At 43.1% G+C, this 19474-nt stretch carries 14 protein-coding genes; all 14 read left to right on the top strand.

Annotated elements, in window-relative coordinates:
* Window positions 1-96: 96 nt before the first annotated feature.
* The 14 genes from I6E24_RS01700 to I6E24_RS01635 all read left to right on the top strand — a co-directional run bounded on the left by I6E24_RS01700 (window position 97) and on the right by I6E24_RS01635 (window position 19466).
* Window positions 97-2445 carry a TonB-dependent receptor gene (locus I6E24_RS01700; RefSeq protein WP_235325740.1) on the top strand — a complete coding sequence of 783 codons (2349 nt, stop codon included), beginning with the start codon at window positions 97-99 and terminating at the stop codon, window positions 2443-2445.
* 72 nt (window positions 2446-2517) lie between these two features.
* Window positions 2518-3843 carry a DUF4374 domain-containing protein gene (locus I6E24_RS01695; RefSeq protein ID WP_235325738.1) on the top strand — a complete coding sequence of 442 codons (1326 nt, stop codon included), beginning with the start codon at window positions 2518-2520 and terminating at the stop codon, window positions 3841-3843.
* A 21-nt stretch (window positions 3844-3864) separates the two neighbouring features.
* Entirely contained in the window at window positions 3865-4983 is a 1119-nt protein-coding gene (locus I6E24_RS01690) for a PepSY-associated TM helix domain-containing protein (protein ID WP_235325736.1), read from the top strand.
* Between the two features lie 314 nt (window positions 4984-5297).
* Window positions 5298-6713, top strand: coding sequence for an AAA family ATPase (locus I6E24_RS01685; protein ID WP_235325734.1), 1416 nt, complete (start codon window positions 5298-5300; stop codon window positions 6711-6713).
* 180 nt (window positions 6714-6893) lie between these two features.
* The gene (locus I6E24_RS01680; RefSeq protein ID WP_235325732.1) at window positions 6894-8144 is read left to right on the top strand and encodes an efflux RND transporter periplasmic adaptor subunit; all 1251 of its coding nucleotides are present in this window, start codon (window positions 6894-6896) and stop codon (window positions 8142-8144) included.
* Window positions 8145-8158: 14 nt separating this feature from the next.
* Window positions 8159-9463, top strand: a complete 1305-nt coding sequence (locus I6E24_RS01675) for an ABC transporter permease (protein WP_235325730.1) — start codon at window positions 8159-8161, stop codon at window positions 9461-9463.
* Window positions 9464-9469: 6 nt separating this feature from the next.
* A complete protein-coding gene (locus I6E24_RS01670; RefSeq protein ID WP_235325728.1) occupies window positions 9470-10780 on the top strand; it encodes an ABC transporter permease in 1311 nt (436 codons plus the stop codon).
* Window positions 10781-10835: 55 nt separating this feature from the next.
* Window positions 10836-11501 carry an ABC transporter ATP-binding protein gene (locus I6E24_RS01665; RefSeq protein ID WP_204391425.1) on the top strand — a complete coding sequence of 222 codons (666 nt, stop codon included), beginning with the start codon at window positions 10836-10838 and terminating at the stop codon, window positions 11499-11501.
* Between the two features lie 19 nt (window positions 11502-11520).
* On the top strand, window positions 11521-12837 hold the full coding sequence (locus I6E24_RS01660) for an ABC transporter permease (protein ID WP_204508834.1): 1317 nt from the start codon (window positions 11521-11523) through the stop codon (window positions 12835-12837).
* A gap of 5 nt (window positions 12838-12842) precedes the next feature.
* Window positions 12843-14141, top strand: a complete 1299-nt coding sequence (locus tag I6E24_RS01655) for an ABC transporter permease (RefSeq protein WP_235325726.1) — start codon at window positions 12843-12845, stop codon at window positions 14139-14141.
* Window positions 14142-14197: 56 nt separating this feature from the next.
* Window positions 14198-15517 carry an ABC transporter permease gene (locus tag I6E24_RS01650; protein WP_235325724.1) on the top strand — a complete coding sequence of 440 codons (1320 nt, stop codon included), beginning with the start codon at window positions 14198-14200 and terminating at the stop codon, window positions 15515-15517.
* Window positions 15518-15521: 4 nt separating this feature from the next.
* The gene (locus tag I6E24_RS01645) at window positions 15522-16823 is read left to right on the top strand and encodes an ABC transporter permease (RefSeq protein WP_235325722.1); all 1302 of its coding nucleotides are present in this window, start codon (window positions 15522-15524) and stop codon (window positions 16821-16823) included.
* A 36-nt stretch (window positions 16824-16859) separates the two neighbouring features.
* On the top strand, window positions 16860-18209 hold the full coding sequence (locus I6E24_RS01640) for an ABC transporter permease (protein ID WP_235325720.1): 1350 nt from the start codon (window positions 16860-16862) through the stop codon (window positions 18207-18209).
* 3 nt (window positions 18210-18212) lie between these two features.
* A complete protein-coding gene (locus tag I6E24_RS01635) occupies window positions 18213-19466 on the top strand; it encodes an ABC transporter permease (protein WP_235325718.1) in 1254 nt (417 codons plus the stop codon).
* The last annotated feature ends 8 nt before the right edge of the window (window positions 19467-19474 follow it).

Raw genomic sequence — 19474 nt, 5'->3', positions numbered from 1 at the left:
AATCAGAGTAGATTATTAACCTCAAATCCTCATAAAAATATAAAAATAAAGAAACAACCATTTCTCATTTTATTTATTACTTTTATCTTACTTTTATTGAGCGCAAACATTCAAGCTCAATCAAACAACATTATCAAAGGGAAAGTCATAGATTCTCATACACAAGCCGAATTAAGTTATGCTTCGGTTGAAGTACGCTCTTCTAAAAGAAATGTACTACTTGGAGGAGGAATTACAGATATCAACGGAGAGTTTGAAATCAAAATAAAACATCCGGAAGAGGAATACAATATTGTTGTAAACTTCGTAGGCTACAAAACAGAAAAAAGACACTTCAATCCAAAAGTTCAAAAACATTATTTAGAAATAAGTATGCAAGAAGATGCTATGACATTAAATGAAGTAGTAGTAAAAGGGCTCAGCCCAGCCGAAAAGGTACAACGACTAGCATACAACGTATCACTACTGGAAACATCAAAACTTAAAAATACTACATTTGACTTGGCCAATGCAATCGATAAAATCAGTGGAGTGAAAATCCGCCAAAATGGTGGTGTAGGTTCTGAAGCAAATGTTTCTTTAAATGGATTTTCCGGAAGACATGTAAAGATTTTCATTGATGGCGTCCCAATGGATGGAATGAGTTCTGCTTTCGGACTCAACAACATCCCTGCTGGACTTGCAAAGAGAATTGAAGTTTATAAAGGCGTAGTACCTATCGAGTTGGGAGGAGATGCCTTAGGTGGAGCCATTAACATTGTAACTGACGACACTCGCCGTACACGTGTCAATGCATCTTATTCTTTCGGATCTTTCAATACACACAAAACCAATGCATATGCAGAATGGACTTCTAAGAAAGGATTTTATATTTCATTAAATGCTTATCAAAACTATTCAGACAATGATTATAAGGTTAATATTGATCATTACACAAAATTTGGAGAAAAAGGAAATACAGTAGTATATGAAGATATTGAAGTAAGACGCTTTCATGCAAGATACCACAATGAGGCTGCTATTCTTAAAATAGGATTAGTAGACAAGCCATACGCAGATCGTCTCTTGTTTGGTTTTACAGGAGGATATGAATACAAACAGACACAAAATGCCTCAAACATGAACTGGGTATATGGCGCACGATACACCACAGCCAATACGTTAATGCCCCAGCTCACCTATGAAAAGAAATTTAAAGTACTTCAAGGACTACACATCGGATTGAATGGTAACTATAATTTCGGTAAATCCTATGCAGCTGATACGGCTAGTTGTAACTATAACTGGTTAGGTGAAAAAAGTAATCCTAAAAGTGCACCGGGTGAACTATCCTATACCAAGTACAGGTATCGTGACAATAATGGAGCAGCTAACTTCAGAATTGCATTATTCCCAAGTGAAGGACATTCTGTATCTCTTAGTTCCACTTTTACCTCATTTTCTCGATCGGGCAAAGATGAAACTCTAACAAAAGCGGAGTACGAGCACCCACAAACTAGTATGAAAGCAGTAACTGGATTGAGCTACAAATATGATCATAAAGGAATCTGGAATTCATCAGCATTTGTAAAGAACTATATAAATCATCTCGAAGCATATCTTGATCCAGAAGGTGGTAGTAATTACCAAGATTTCAGAAACACGAAAGCACACTGGGGAGGCGGATTAGCATCTACCTACTTTTGGGGACAACACACACAGCTTCGCCTTTCATACGAATATGCTCTTCGCCTGCCAACAAGCCGTGAATTGTTTGGAACAGGTGATGATATAGAACGTGGAAATTCCAGCCTTAAACCAGAGTCAAGCAACAATATCAATTTCAGTGTTACTGCTAGTCCTTTAGATATAGCACAACACAAATTAACAGTAGATGCAGCCTTCCAATATCGTGAAATAAAGGATTATATTCGACGTACCACCAATAGCGACAATGGAAGAGCTACTTCAAAAAACGATGGTGGAGTACGCAATCTAGGAGGAGATTTCGGAATACGTTATACCTTTAAGGATCTTTTCTTTATTGGAGGTAATTTCAGCTATATTGATATGCGCAGCATGACAAAATATGTAGCAGGTACTCAACGTATTAGCCGCAACTATAAAGAGCGTATTCCAGCAATACCTTATATGTATAGCAATGGTGAGGCAGGCTTTACTCTGCACAACCTTTTCATTAAGGGCAGTATACTCAATATACATTACATGATGAGTTACATTCATTCGTTCAGCTACGAATGGAATACTTATAACAATTCTGATTTGATAGTTCCTACCCAATTTTCACACGATATTTTTATCAACTATAACTTTGGTAAAAGACAGGAATTTACAGTTGCTGCAGAATGTACAAATTTGACAGATGCCCGTCTATATGATAATTTCAAGATGCAAAAACCAAGACGTGCTTTTGCAATCAAACTAGGATATAATTTCAGTAAATAATTTATAAATAAAAAAAGAAAAATGAGGAAAAATTATTTAAAAATCATGTGCTTATCTGTATTAACATGCTCTATGATTGCTTGTAGTGAAAACCTGCCAAATGACAACGGTGATAACGGTGAAGGAAGTACAGCAAAAGCACAATATGTTGTAATGAGTGGTTCAGGAGAGAGTAACGGTGCTTACCTGCAACTTACTCCGGATGCTAAAACCGGCATATTAGATCCTGCAAATCCAGAAGGACGCATTTTTTTTAGCGGAAACAATCCTGATTTTATAAATTACAATAATGAGATTCTGATAGGCATGAACTATCCTTCGCAAGGTGGATCTTCATCAGACTACATAACTATGGCATGGAAACTTCAGGATGGCAAATTAGTACAGCATGGCAACGGAGTTGCGCTTGATGGTGATGTGAAAGCGCGAGGTATATTCCAGAATTATCTCATAGGTATGTCCGACCAAACCGGTAACGGCCATTACGAGCGTGTTAAATATATTAATGTGGAAACATTTGATGCAGCAGCTGTCGATGGTATTATAGATTGCGATGACTTAAGCAAAGAACCTGCAAGTCTTATGGATGGAGAAACATGGGGAGTAGGAGACATAGCCGGATATGGTGACTATGTGTTACTATCATATGCAACTAAACATTTAGATCCTGATCCAACAAGTCGTGCCAAAGCAAGCTATAGTACAGACTTAGCTAATAACCTTTATATAGGTGTTTATAAATTTGACCCTAACGACAGCGAAAAAGAATATCTGAAATATCAGAATACAATCATACGTAAAAGTGAGGATTATCCAGGAAAAGAAGCCGGACAAATTAAAGGCAATCTTCGTTCACGTACAGAAACTGGTATTGAAGTCGTTGGTAATGAAATCTACCTTTTCTGTCAAAGTACAATAAAAAACTACGGAAAGTCAGAGCCAGAAGTTCCTTCAGCTGTACTACGTATTAGTGGTAATAACATACAAAACGGAAAGCCAATAAGTATTGATGATGATTATTACGTAAATCTGACGGAAACAACAGGACATTATATGTGGAAATGCTTTTACATTGGTGATAACAAATTCTGCCTTCAACTATATACAGAACCTGGAACAGCTGGTGTATCAGAAGGTTCGCACAAGAAGTTCGGCATATTCGATGTAAAGACCAAATCTTACACTGAAGTAACAGGTTTGCCAGAACCTACTCTAATCAACGATATTGCTCTTGCATATGCTGCTGATACAGATAATCACACTATCACTTTCGAAGTGGAAACGACAGATGGTTCTTTACCTGCTTTATACACTATTTCTACAGATGGAAAAGCTGTAAAAGGTACAGAAGTAAATGCAGAAAGTATCCAGGGAGTAAGTTTCTTGAAACAAAAATAAAAATCATTTGCAATAAACAAAATGAAGAAAACATTACACAAGATACATCTCTGGCTTTCTATCCCATTGGGGCTGATAATCACTGTGATATGTTTCACCGGTGCCACACTGGTATTCGAACAGGATATCACACGTGCCCTAAACAAGAATCTTTATCAGGTGGAAGTGCCTCAGGGAAAAGAAAGACTTGCTCCTTCCGAAGTCATAAATATCGTACAGGACAGACACGGCGAAATGAAGATTTCATCCGTAAGCATCCCTAAAGCTGCAGATGCTACATATCAGATAAGCTTCAGCAACGGAGGAAAGAAAGTCCTGTTCGTCAATCCTTACACAGGAGAAAGCATAGGATGGTCGAAATCATATCCTTTCTTTCAGACTATGAAGAAACTCCACAGATGGTTTCTTGATGTTCCTAAAAGTAAAGGCAGCATGTCAACCGGTAAGCTTATAGTAGGCGTATCTACAATAGCCATGACAATAATCCTCATAAGCGGGCTGGTGATATGGATTCCACGTACACGCAAGGCTCTGAAGAACAGGCTTACAGTGGCTTGCGGCAAAGGTACAAGGCGACTGATGTACGATTCGCACGTAGCACTAGGTTTCTATGCCACAATATTCCTACTGATTATGGCACTGACCGGACCTACATGGTCATTCGGATGGTATAGGGAAGCCGCATACTCACTCCTTGGAGCCGAGCCTCAACCACAGAATCAACAAGCCGGACACGCTCACGGACATGGAAATGATGAGAAAAAAGAGAACGGCAAGACAGAACGCCGACAGGAAACCTGCATAGCATACGATGTTGCCTTGAAGGAGATACAAAATCTCTATCCCGAATATAACTATATCAAGCTGAGCAAAAATGAAGCTACTGTATCACTGAATAAATACGGATACAGGAGTAAGTCGGACAATGTAAAGTTCAACCCAAAGACCGGCAAAATAACCGAAATCAGGAAATTCGAGGATAACAGTGTGAGACAGAACCTCAGAGGGTTGATATATTCGCTGCACGTTGGAACATGGGGCGGTCCTGTAACCAAAGTCCTTTACTTCCTGGCTGCACTGATAGGTGCCACTCTCCCACTGACCGGATACTATCTTTGGCTTAAAAAGAAGATGAGGTAACAAAACTCAAAACAACATATCTGAAAGTTCGTAACGAGCTTACATATTCTGTAAATATAACTTGTGTTTATATAAACGCAAGTTATATTTTTATATATACAAGTTATATTTATAAAAATCAAATCTATATTTATAGAAAATGAGCTGAAGAAAATACTTTTTCGACGGCACAAACCAAACATATTATAATAGTGGCAAAACAGTTTTTCGTTTCAAAAAACAGACTATAATTTGCCAAATCCTCAAAAACATACGAGATTTGGCAAATTATATTGATTTTTATGCTATATTTGTAAAAACAAAATTCAATTGTTATGATAATTGGACGAAAAGAAGAGCAAAAAACATTACTTTCGGCAACACAGTCGGAGTATTCGGAATTGATAGCAGTCTATGGTCGCAGACGCGTAGGCAAAACATATCTTATTCGTGAAACTTTTGGCTATAAGTTTACATTCCAGCATACAGGCTTGGCCAATGCCAAAACCAAAGACCAATTGTTCAGTTTTGCTATCTCACTTCGCGATGCAGGTTACGACGATTGTCCTACTCCGAAATCATGGCTGGAAGCATTCAGTCTGTTATCTCATTTTCTTAAGAACTCAACAGACGAGAAAAAGATAGTATTCCTTGATGAGCTTCCGTGGATGGACACCCCCCGTTCGAATTTCATTTCTGCTTTTGAACACTTCTGGAATGGATGGGCTTCAGCCCGCAAGGATATTGTTTTGATTATATGCGGGTCTGCCACATCTTGGATTATCAATAAGGTGATTAACGACCACGGAGGACTTCATAATCGTGTGACACAACGTATTGCCCTTCAACCATTTACTCTGAAAGAGTGCGAAATGTTCGTCCAAAACAAGGGAATTGAAATGAGCCGATACCAAATTGCCGAGTGCTATATGGTATTGGGAGGCATACCATTTTATTGGAACTTGCTTGAAAAAGGGCTTAGTCTTGCTCAAAACATCGATAAAATGTTCTTTGCCAGAAATGGGAAATTGACAAATGAGTTTAACCAGCTCTATGCTTCTCTGTTCAAGTCGCCTGAACAATACATAGATGTGGTAACAGCTCTCGGCAGAAAAAAGGCAGGTATGACTCGCGAAGAAATTATAACAGCAACAGACAAGCAAAGCAATGGTGCATTGAGCAAAGTGCTTGACGAGTTGGAGTACTGCGGCTTTATACGGAAATTCAATGGCTATGGCAAAAAGACAAAAGAAGCAATCTATCAATTGACAGACAACTATACGCTCTTTTATTTCAAATTTATCCGGCAAAACACAAACAATGACGAGCACTTCTGGTCGGTTTCCATTGATTCTGCAACGCATAGAGCATGGAGTGGTTTGGCTTTTGAACGCCTGTGTATGGCTCATACGCAGCAAATCAAGGCAGGATTAGGTATTTCCGGAGTATTAAGCAACATCTACTCATGGCGAAAGGAAGCAGATGAAAATGGCGAAGGAGCACAAATAGATTTGTTGATAGACCGCAATGACCAGATGGTAAATATATGCGAAATGAAATACTCCCTGTCAGAGTTTTCTATCGATGCTGAGTACGAACGTAACCTACGCAACAAAAAGAGCGCATTCATCGAGACCACAAATACGCGCAAGGCTGTACATATTACTATGGTAACGACATACGGAATCCGTAAGAACTCTCACTCCGGTATAGTGCAAAGCGAAATAACGTTGGAAGATTTGTTTGCATAGCGTTTAATCAGCGTTTAAACACCATTTAAACTGTATTTAAATACAAAACCGTACAAGGTGTCCGTTTTCGGACACCTTATTTTTTTGCCTTCCACTGATAATCAGCGTATTAATATTTTGGCACACATCTTGCATAATAAAAAGCGTCATAACGAACAATTTTATTCAAAACAGATTATTATGGATAGAGAAATACCAAAAGAAGTTCTGAAAAAAGAACGTAACAGACGAATATTAAAATATGGAGGTATAGGAGGTGGCTGCATAGCCCTCATCCTAATACTGTTTTCCCTGATGCGCAGCAGTGTGAAAGAAAAAGACCTGGTATTCTCGGAAGTGAGCAAAGGTACTATAGAAGTTAGTGTCAGCGCTTCAGGAAAGGTGGTCCCCGCATTCGAGGAAATTATCAACTCCCCTATCAACACACGTATATTGGAAGTATATAAAAAAGGTGGAGACAGCGTAAATATAGGTACACCAATTCTTAAACTGGATCTGCAGAGCGCCAAGACAGAATACAATAAGCTGCTGGATGAGGAACAGATGAAACGCTACCAACTGGAACAGCTGAAAGTGAACAACAGTACGTACCTGAGTGACCTCGAGATGAAAGTAAAGGTGGCTGAAATGAAACTGAACCGCATGAAGGTGGAACTAAGGAACGAACGTTACCTCGACAGTCTGGGTTCGGGTACTATGGACAGGGTTCATCAGGCAGAACTGAATTTCGAAACAGGAAAACTGGAACTGGAACAGCTGCACCAGCAACTCGCCAATGAACGAAAGGTCAAGGCCGCCGACTTAAAAGTGAAACAACTGGAATATGAGATTTTCCTTAAAGGACTTGCCGAGACAAAACGTACGCTTGACGAGGCACAGATACGCTCGCCACGCAAGGCTATTCTGACGTATATCAACAATCAGATTGGAGCTCAGGTAAACGAAGGTTCGCGTATAGCAGTGATTTCCGATTTGAGTCATTTCAAGGTTGAGGGTGAGATAGCCGACACATACGGCGACCGTGTTGCGGCCGGCGGAAAGGCCGTCGTAAAGATAGGCAGTGAGAAACTTGAGGGACAGGTGAGCAGTGTGACACCGCTTTCAAAGAACGGAGTCATTTCATTTACCGTTCAGCTGGAAGACGACAGTAACCGACGTCTCCGCTCAGGACTGAAAACAGATGTGTATGTGATGAATGCCGTAAAGGAAGATGTGTTGCGCATTGCCAATTCAAGCTATTACGTCGGACGCGGCGATTATCAGCTTTTTGTACTTGACGGTTCGGATGAGCTGGTAAAACGAAAGGTCCGTCTGGGAGATTCCAATTTCGAATATGTGGAAGTGGTATCAGGACTTCAGCCCGGTGACAGAGTTGTTATTAGCGACATGAGTCAGTATAAAAACAAGAACAAGTTGAAACTAAGAAAATAAATACAGCGATAAGTATGATAAGGAATTACTTCAGACAAGCATGGACACTTGTCGGACAACACAAACTTTTTACCGGTATATACGTGGTGGGTACAGGCCTGTCCATTGCGCTGGTGATGACTCTCTTCATTATCTTCTACGTAAAGTTCGGTCCTGTCTATCCTGAATACAACCGTAATAGGACACTCGTTGTCAAACCGATAAAACGCTACCCGAAGGGCAAGCCCGAAAACTGGACTATCAACGGTGGTATGGCTTATTATGTGATTGATGAAATGCTTGCAGACCTGCCCCATGTAGAATTTGTAGCCGGTAGTATGTTTGATTCTTGGGAAAATTATCAGGTGTCTGCTACGGGTGTAAAACCTTTCAAGGCAGTTCCACGTTTTGCCAACGAAGACTTTTGGAAACTCTTTTCTTTCCGTTTCATCGAAGGCCACCCTTTTACACAGGAAGATGTTGAAGCCAAGTCACCGGTAGCCGTCCTTAGCGAATCACTGGCCAGACGTCTGTTTGCTACGGTCGAGGGAGTAACGGGACGTCATTTCAGTTTCAATGGACGTGATTACCGTGTGTGTGGCGTGGTACAGGACGTATCCAATGCTACACCAGAAACGGTGGGCGATCTTTGGCTGCCATTGCTCAATGCACAATACATCCAAAAAGAGTTGGACCGTATGGGATTGCTGGGTAATGTGTACGCTTACCTGTTGGTTGACGATAAGGCGAATATTGAAAAGGTACGTAGTGAGGTACAGGATGTGTTCCGCCGGTATTCACAGCAGGACAAAGACTATGAATACGACCTTATGGGACAACCGGACATATATTGGCTCAGCACCTTCCGTCAGGATTTGGATAAGGTTCCGGACATGATGGATCTGGCTAAAGATTTTCTTTATATCCTGCTGGCTTTACTTTTCATTCCGGCATTGAACTTGAGTGGAATGATTTCTTCGCGGATGGATAGCCGTATTTCAGAATTGGGTCTCCGCAAGGCATACGGAGCTACCCGTCGATGTTTGTTGGAGCAGATGCTTTGCGAGAATCTCCTGTTGACATTATTGGGTGGACTGGTTGGACTGGTATTCTCATATTTGATTGTATTGACGGCCAGCGACTGGATTCTGACACTATTCGACAAGAACATTTACGATACCTCCCTTTCCACTTCGTTCACGGTAGAAATGTTGTTCAATCCTGCGGTATTCGGCATTGCCTTGGCCGTGTGCGTTGTGCTCAATGTGGTGTCGGCGCTTGTACCCGCTTTGTATGCGTTGCGACATACCATCACAGAATCGTTGAACTCGAAAAAATAAAATGTCATGATACGAACTATTTTACACCAACTATGGAACCAGCGCCGTCAGAACGGCTGGATATTCTTGGAATTGCTGGTTGTCAGTTTTTTCTTGTGGACAGTTATCGATCCAATCTATGTATTGACCGCCAACCGTGCTATCGACCGTGGCTATAATCCCGAAGGACTTTATGTGGTGAACATCGGCATGTACGACGCGACGAACGGGAACTTCAATCCCGATATGGCTTCCGACTCTATGAATCTGGTGGCTTACCATCGTATCGCCCGCATAGTGCGTGAGCAGCCTGAGGTAGAGTGCTGGTCCATTTCCGCTAACCAAAGTTTTCCTAACAGCAACTCGTGGAGCGGAACACAAGTTTTTGCCGATACCGCCTCTTTACACAAAAAAGAAGGCTACGTAAATGCCCAGTGGTACAATTTCATAACACTTGATGGCAGCAATATGCTCCGTACCTACGGCATGAAAGATGTCCGTACGGGCGATGATATCCGGTTACCCGAACAGACTCAAGGAAAAGTCTTCATATCTGAACTGTTAGCCCTACGTCTATTTGGTACGGCAGATGCAGTTGGGAAAAAAGTTTATGAGGACGATGAACCTTCGGAAGTGGCAGGTGTATTCCGTGACTTCAAGCACCGTGATTACGAACAGCCTTATCCGCTCATTGTCCACATGTATGATGATATGCACGGAAGTCCTTATATGGCGTGGATGTATCCTTTTGTCATCCGTCTGAAATCAGGTGTGGACGAATCAGCCTTCATACAGCGTTTCCAGCAGGAAGTGGGGTCTCAACTATCCATTGGCAATTTCTATTTTGAAAGTCTGAAAAAATTTTCAGACATGAGTGAGGCCTATGCGATGGCAAGCGGCGTAACCAACAAGCTCCGCCTGCAATATGCCTTGACTGGTTTCGCCCTGCTTTGCATCTTCTTGGGTATGGTGGGAACCTTCTGGATTCGTAGCAATGCCCGTCGGGAAGAGATAGGTGTGATGCGCAGCTTGGGAGCATCGCAAAGGTGTATTGTGCGACAATTCCTTATCGAGGCATGGTTATTATTGACAACAGCTTTCGTGCTGGTCATTCCTTTCTTGCTTTATAATGCGTATATCAGTGGTATGTATGCTGTAGAAATGAACCGTTATTTCGTACCGAATCCTGAATACTGGCAGAACCGCTTCGGCTTCCACTTTTCTATAGTTCTTATAATCAGTTATCTGATATTGCTGATAATAGCGATGATAGGGACATATATTCCGGTTGTACGGGCTGCACGCACTTTGCCGGCCGATGCTTTAAGAAACGAATAAAGATTTATAATAAAAAAACATATAACTAACAATTAAATAACAACAGACTATGAACATGATTGAACTGACAGGGATCAACAAGATTTACCGTACTAACGAAATAGAGACTCAGGCTTTGGAAAATGTAAACCTGAATGTGGAAAAAGGTGAGTTTCTCAGTATTATGGGACCTTCCGGTTGTGGAAAATCAACATTGCTGAACATTATGGGGCTGCTGGATGCTCCTACAAGCGGAACTATTAAAATAGCAGGAACAGTAGTAGAAGGGATGAAAGACAAGGAACTGGCTGCTTTCCGCAACAAGAACCTGGGATTTGTATTCCAGTCGTTTCATCTTATCAATTCATTGAATGTGATTGACAATGTGGAACTTCCGCTTCTGTACAGAAACGTATCGGCAAAAGAACGCAGACAACTGGCAGAAGAGGTTCTGAAGAAGGTAGGACTGAGCCATCGTATGCGACACATGCCTTCACAACTATCCGGCGGTCAGTGCCAGCGTGTTGCGATAGCACGCGCAATTATCGGAAATCCGGAAATCATACTTGCCGACGAACCGACCGGTAATCTGGATTCAAAAATGGGTGCTGAAGTTATGGAACTGCTGCATCAGCTCAATAAAGAAGACGGACGCACGATAGTGATGGTTACACACAACGAAGAACAGGCTAAGCAAACCTCAAGAACTATACGATTCTTCGACGGACGTCAGATAGGATAAAATACCAAGAAACTTCTATATGATAAAAACATACTTTAAACAAGCCATTGAATTGATGAGGCAGAACCGCCTATTCAGTACTCTTTACATAGTTGGTACGGGGCTGTCTATCGCCATGACGGTGATTGTAGCGGTTGTCTATTATGTAAAATTGGCACCTATATATCCGGAGGTTAACCGGAGAGATACGTATTACCTGTCGGGAACGTCTTTCGAGCGGAACAAGGACGGGCGTTTTCAGTCGTGGAGTTATTCTTACTCGTACAGGGCATTACAAGAGTGGTTTTATCCGTTGAAAAATGCCCGTGAGGTGAGTGCTTCAACTTTCGGAGCTGTGAAGTACATTCAGCCTTCCGACCGTAGCGGTGATTTCCCGGTGAACATTGTAGAAACCGATCCGGCTTATTTTCGGATTTATGCTTTCCACTTTTTCGATGGACAGCCTTTCGCTCAGTCTGATTTGGAAAGTGGCATTCGAAAAGCTGTTATTACCGACAAGTTGGCGCGTCGTCTGTTTGGAAAGGAGAACGGAGTTGTCGGATATCAGTTTCTGCTGAATTACGAGACCTATCAAGTATGCGGAGTGGTTCGTGGCGCCAGTCATCTGACAAACCGCTCGTATGCGGACCTGTATGTGCCTTATAGTACGATGGAAGGGTATCGTGATGCAGCTTATCCAGAAGTCCCTTATTGTGGTCCTTTTCAGGTGACGGTATTGGTGGAAGACGGAAAGCAAGGTAAGGCCCTGTGTGAAGAAGTTCACGAGATTGTGCGCAAGCAGAATCTGTTGCACGAGGCCGATGGTCTAAAAATGAACATAGATGAAGATCCGGTTTCCCATCTGCATGCGTCTTTGATGATGTCAGTCGGTGGAGAAGGCAACTGGTGGAGAGCAGTCCGCTATCTATTGTTCATCTTGTTAATTCTGTTGCTGGTGCCTGCATTGAACTTGAGTGGACTGATAGCCAGCCGCATGGAAAGCCGTTTGCCTGAAATGGGGATTCGCAAGGTGTTTGGAGGAAGAAGGAACGAACTGCTCTCACAAGTACTTTGGGAGAATTTCATGTTGACTTTGGCCGGTGGAGTACTGGGAATGGCGATAGCTTGGATTGCTTTGTATGGCTGTCGGGAATGGGTATTCCGTGTATTCGATCGTTATGCATCGCTGATACCTGAAGGAACAGATGTCTATGTATCAGGTGAAATGCTGTTTGCCCCTTCTGTCTTTCTTATAACCTTACTGTTCTGTTTGGTACTGAACATACTTTCAGCCCTCATTCCGGCATGGTTGTCTCTGCGTAATCCGATTATGAATTCACTTTATGAAAAAAGATAAAAGCTATGTTTAGACTTATTCTTAAGACATTATGGTTCCGTCGGCTCCGCTACGGTTGGTTAATGGCTGAATTGATTATTGTGTGTATTGTCTCATGGGTGATATTTGACCCTGTACTGGTTGTGACGCATGACCGTATGATTCCTTTGGGGTATGATGCCGATCGTCTCTGTTTGGTGTCGTTGAATGTATTCCGCCCCAATGCTCCCGGGTTCGACAGACAGGCCACAGATTCGGCTTCCCTGGCAAGGGCTTACGATAATCTGGTACAGAGAGTGCGTAACTATCCAGAGGTAAAACATGCAACTCCTATTTTAGGGTGGCTTTATCCTAACTCACAAGGACAAGGAATTACGACACGTATGCCTGTAGGAGATACCATTCCTTGTCGGATGCGTTACATAGAGTTTTTGCCTCATACACAGTTTTTCGAAACGTATGGCTTTCGTCCGGGCAAGGGAATGACATTGGAAGAACTTTCAGATTATCCATACAAGGAAGGTGACTTGGTACTTTCGGAAAATACGCTGGAAACATTCTTTCATACAGACAATCCTCAGGGATGCCGCTTTTGGCAAATTAGTAGTAAAGATACACTATATACGAATGTAGTAGGTACTACAGGTACTTTCCGTATGTATAGTGACTGGCAACCCATACCTGTGACTTTTGTTCCAATGAATTCCATTGACTTGAGTTATTTTCCTAATGATGTAAAAATATTGGTTCGACTGGAAGAAGGGGTTAGCATGGATCGGTTCTTGCACCGGTTTCATCCGTGGATGGTGCGTGAACTGCGTGCCGGTAATTTGTATGCACAGAAGGTAGAGTCTTATCAGCAATTGATAACCAAACGCGAGTATAATACGGGAACGATGACACTTTATCAGCGAAATGTGGCGATGGCGGTGTTCTTCCTTATCAATTTGTGTCTGGGTGTGTCTGGAACATTTTGGGTGCAGACTCGCAATCGTCGTGAAGAAGTTGGGGTTATGTTATCTTACGGTGCTACGCGGAGAGACATTGTTCGTTTCCTGTTGGGTGAAGGAATTATGCTTACTACAGCTTCTACCCTGATAGGATGTCTGTTTTATTTGCAATATGCTATCAGTGAAGGATTGGCTCAAGGACAGACAGGTATGGAAACGACTGATTCTTATTGGGTTCATAACTTCGGGCAACACTTCTTTATCGTTTCGTTCATCATTTACCTGATTCTATTAGTTGTAGTGTTGGTCGGCATTTATATTCCCGCCCGGAAGATAAGCGCCATTTCGCCTACGGAGGCTTTACGTGATGAATGAAACCGTACGTTTCTTTGACGGACGTCAGATAGGATAAAATATCAAGAAACTTCTATATGATAAAAACATACTTTAAACAAGCCATTGAATTGATGAGGCAGAACCGCCTATTCAGTACTCTTTACATTACAGGAACAGGCCTTGCAATTGCAATGACGGTTATCATGGCTGTGATTTACTATGTAAAGCTGGCACCGGTGTATCCAGAAGAAAACCGAAGCAACACTTTATATTTGACCAATGCCTTGTTTCATTCGGAAAAAGAGAAATCCAACTTGAATGCAGGCCTAAGTTATCGTGCATTACAGGAATGGATATATACTCTAAAAAACGTTGTAGCGGTTTCAGCCCATTTGGGAAGCGGAATGTCTGGAGCCGGATATATCCAGCCAGCCGACCGTAGCGGTGATTTTCGTCCGGCATTAAAGCTGGTGGACCCTGCTTTCTTCCGTATCTACCCATTGCGTTTTGTAGATGGCAACCCATTCACTGATTCTGATTTGGAAAGCGGCATACGTACAGCTGTCATATCGGATGATCTAGCCCGACGACTTTTCGGAAGCACAGATGAAGTAGTGGGACGTTCGTTCACACTTGACTATATTGACTATCGTGTGTGTGGAGTAGTCCGTGGAGCAAGCTACCTTACAAATGAATCGTACGCACAGGTATATCTTCCCTACTCGGTTATTCCGAATTATAAGAAGCCACTCACCGAAAGGTTTCCTTATTGCGGTCAATATAACATTACTTTCCTTGTTAAAGATGATGCTCAGGCTGATGCCCTACGTGCCGAAATAAAGGAACTGACAAGGCGTGTAAACCTGGAATACAAGGATTCCTGGAGTATAGAATTGTGGGAGCAACCAACTTCACACTTCGCAAGTGTTTTTCAGGAACGTCCATCAGATGTCAGCTTCAGTTTCTGGAAATCGGCAGGATATCTTATAGTCGTGGTATTAGTATTGCTATTGGTACCTGCCCTGAACCTGAGCGGACTCATTGCCAGCCGTATGGAAAGCCGTCTGCCGGAGATGGGTGTCCGCAAGTCATTCGGAGCCAACAAAGGCGCACTTCTGTCGCAGGTTATGTGGGAAAATCTTTTCCTTACCGTAGCAGGCGGCATTATAGGACTGATAGTGGCATGGACCACCGTCTATCTGGGACGTGAATGGATTTTCACCCTACTCAGCGACTGGCCTATGGCCACTCCTGAAGGTGCAAATCTATATGTGTCCGGCGAAATGCTTTTCGCACCTACAGTGTTTGGCATAGCCTTTCTGCTCTGCCTTTTGCTGAACCTTCTGTCAGCATTACTCCCGGCATGGATGTCGCTCCGTAAACCTATTGTATATTCTCTTTACGAAAAAAGGTAATATTATGCTAAAACTTATACTTAAGAACTTATGGTCCCGTCGCCGTAACAACGGTTGGCTTATGGCTGAACTGATATTGGTGGCTGTACTTTCGTGGATTATATTCGACCCAGTAATCGTTGTTACATACGACCGTCAACGTCCACTTGGTTATGACGCAGACCGGCTATGCATGGTATCAGTAGCCATGCTCCAGCCACAAGCCCCCGGCTATGATCCCCAAGGCGCGGATTCTGCTTCTCTGATGCAAGCATACATGAATATTGTTGAACGTACACGGCAGCATCCGGATGTAAAGAATGCCACTCCTATGGTTTCTTTCGCATATCCATGCTCAGCGGGCAGCAGCAGTTCCAGCCTGACAGCAGAAGGGGATTCTATAGATTTTACCGTTATGAACATTTCCTTCTGGCCACATACCAATTTCTTTGAAACATACGGTTTCAAGCATGGAGAAGGCAGCATGTCAGTAAACCAGCTTTCTGACTATACTTTTAGCGAATCCGATATAATACTGACAGAGGATGCTTTGGAAGGCATGTTTCATACCAAGACTTATAACAGACAGCGCTGTTGGGAGGCAGAGGGAAAAGATACCACCTATGTATCTGTTGTGGGTACTGTAAAACCTTTCAAATATGCCAATGACCTTCGTCCTTTGCCGACTGTATTCATTCCAGAAAGTCATCCCGACATTCTTGATAATCTGGAAGATATGCATATTGTGGTCCGTATAAAAGAAGGAGTCAGCATGGAACGCTTCCTTCATGATTTCAAGCCATGGATGCTTCGTGAGATGCGGGCGGGCAATCTTTATGCACGCGACCTTCAGTCGTATGACGACCTTATTGCGGACAGCGAGTTTTACAGCAGCACTTCACTATATCGTCGAAATCTGAGTGTAGCAATGTTCTTCCTTATAAATCTTTGCCTCGGTGTAATAGGTACTTTCTGGCTACAGACACGTACACGACGTGAAGAAATCGGGGTGATGCTGTCGTATGGAGCTACACCACACAACATCCGTCTGCTACTGCTTGGTGAAGGTACGGCACTGACAACCATAGCTACATTTATAGGATGCATAATATATATGCAATATGGTCTCAGTGAAGGGCTACATGAGGTAAGCAGCTATATCAATGCCATAACACAACCTTGTTGGATTGACAATTTCGGACAGCACTTCCTTATAGTGTCATTCATCATCTATCTCATCCTGCTTCTGGTAGTACTGACAGGTATCTATATTCCGGCACACCGGATAAGTAATATTGCCCCGACTGAAGCTTTGAGAGACGAATAAAACAGTTTTTTGTTTGATTCATAAACGATTTAAACTATGAAATATGCTTGGATACATAATTTACAGATACTTTTCAACCAACTGAATCAGCACCGTTTCTATACGGCGGTGTGTGTAGTAGGAACGGCGGTTACCATGGCCTTTGTGATGGTGGTGGTGATGGTTTATGATTTCCGTACGGCAGATATAGCACCGGAGACACGTCGCAGCAGGGTACTTTACAACTACGGCACACAATGTATGCGTCCCGACGGTACTAATATGTGGGGATACCGGGGATTGGGTCCGACTGCCTTCCATGCTTTTTTTGACAACCTGCCTGGAGTGGATGACCTGACATGGCACGGAGATTTACGAAAGGCAGTGTGTGCCTTGCCTGCCTCGTCCGACCGTCACTCTGTATTGCTACGTCCCGTAGCGGCCAATTGGTTTGAATTTTTCAGTTACGATTTCCTGGCGGGACGTCCGTTTACTCAGGCTGAGTATGATGCCGGGCGGGCTGCTTTAGAAACGGCGGATGACGAGTGGCGGAGCGTCCGCAATCGGGATGACGGTGTGGTACGTCGGTTTGTCGTCATCACTGAAAAACTGGCGGGGGAACTGTTCGGAGGAACCGTCGAGGCGGTAGGCAAGCAATTCCTACTGGATTTCCAGGAAGTCCGTGTCGTAGGTGTGGTACGTAATGTCAGCTCCATTTTCCAGACGGCATATGCCGATGTATGGGAACCGTTTACATTGACTTACGAAGAAAATGTGAATCCTTCTATCAGTACCGCCGGTCTGATAGGATTTCATTATACCATCCTCCACTTGTCGCCAGATACTTCAGCTGAGGAAGTACGCGCTGAAGTGAATCGCCGGATGGAACAGCTAAACAAGCAGGGACTGGAGTATATCCTTCAGGATCCGCGTCTATATACACATACGGAGTACACCTTTTTCCGTGATGGAAGTATCAATGCGGGACTGGTTTATGGATTGTTGCCGGTGATTCTGCTGGTAGTTCCCGCCGTAGGCATATCAGGACTGGTTCACGCCCAGATGCAGAGCCGGTTGAGCGAGATAGCCATTCGTAAGGCGTATGGGGCGTCCAATGCCGATATTATCGGACGGTTGTTTTTCGAGAGCTTGACTACCACTTTGATAGGAGGTGTGTTGGGTTACGGCCTATCGTGTGTACTGGTATCGGCGGGTGGCACGTGGTTATTCGGTACAGGCGGGGTAGAACTGGAAGGTATCGTGTTTGATAGCGACCTATTGTTACGTCCATCATTGTTTCTGATAATACTGGCAGCTTGTCTGGTATTTAATGCCTTGTCCGTACTGTTACCAGCCTGGATAGCCGTACACAAGAGTATTTCATATACATTAACGGGAGGAGAATAAACTATGTGGAAACAGATTTTCAATCAGATATGGAACCAGCGACGTGTCAACACCTGGCTTTGGGCTGAATTATGTATCGTAACCGTATTGTTGTGGTATGGAGTCGATGTAATATATAATTTCGAAGGGGCAGCCTGGAAGCCCAAAGGATATGATACCTCGTGTGTATTCGATCTGACGATGGGTACCAAACCATTGGAATTCATTAACGATACTGACAATCAACGAGCAGGAGAAGATTTCACTTATCTGTACAACCTGATAAAGTATTATCCCGGAGTGGAAGAGGTTTGTGCCTATTACGGAAGTGTCCCTTATACGAATGAGGTGATGTTCGAAGGCTATGCACCGCATACCGATTCTACGCATGTTGTAAATTGTTACATCAGATACGTGACATCTTCCTATTTCAAGGTGTTCCGCCTGAATCCATTGGCCGGGCAGTTGGACGAGGAGCATTGGTCGTCGGCCGAAAATCCCGTTCCCGTGCTGATGAGTGTGGACTTAGTAGATTCTATTTTCCGGTTGCCTCATGCTGCCGATGCGGTAGGAAGTACTTGTTTCAATCCCTATAGTACGAACACGAAGCGTCAAGTAACAAATTACCGTGTAGCCGCTGTTCTGCCTCGCCACAAGCTTGATGACTATGACCGATATGAGCCTTTCATTTACTTGCCTGCAGACAAAGCCTTGTTCTGGCAACATGTTGCGATACGGGTTTTACCAGACCAGGTTGCCGGTTTTGCCGAACGTTTCCGCCGTGATATGCAGCCGGTGTTCGACCGTGGAATCTTCTATTTGGATAATATCCGTTCGTACGATGATATGAAAGAGGCTTACGACATACAAAAGGGAACTGTAAACTACCTCAATACGGTTTATACCGTACTTGCCTTCTTCCTTTTCAATGTTTTCCTGTGTGTTTGCGCTACCTTCTGGTATCGTACCCGTAAGCGTCGGTGTGAGATTGCTCTCCGTATGGCATTAGGAAGTAGCCGAAAGATGATAATGCAGTATTTCCTGTTGGAAGGTTTTGTCCTCTTGTTAATGGCGGTGATACCGGCACTGGTGATAACCATCAATATCCAGTTGGCCGATCTGACGGTACATACGCTGACCGATGTTTCGGTAACACGTTTCGTAATATGCTTCGCCGGAGCGTTTCTGCTCATGTCTCTGATGATTGTTATGGGCATCTGGTACCCAGCACGCCGGGCCATGAAGATACAACCAGCAGAAGCATTGCACGATGAATAAACATTATT

Source organism: Bacteroides caecigallinarum (genome assembly GCF_021530995.1).
In the GTDB taxonomy this organism is placed as follows: Bacteria; Bacteroidota; Bacteroidia; order Bacteroidales; family Bacteroidaceae; genus Phocaeicola; species Phocaeicola faecigallinarum.
Note: the sequence above shows the minus strand (reverse complement) of the source record. Positions and strands in the feature narration are given on the sequence as shown.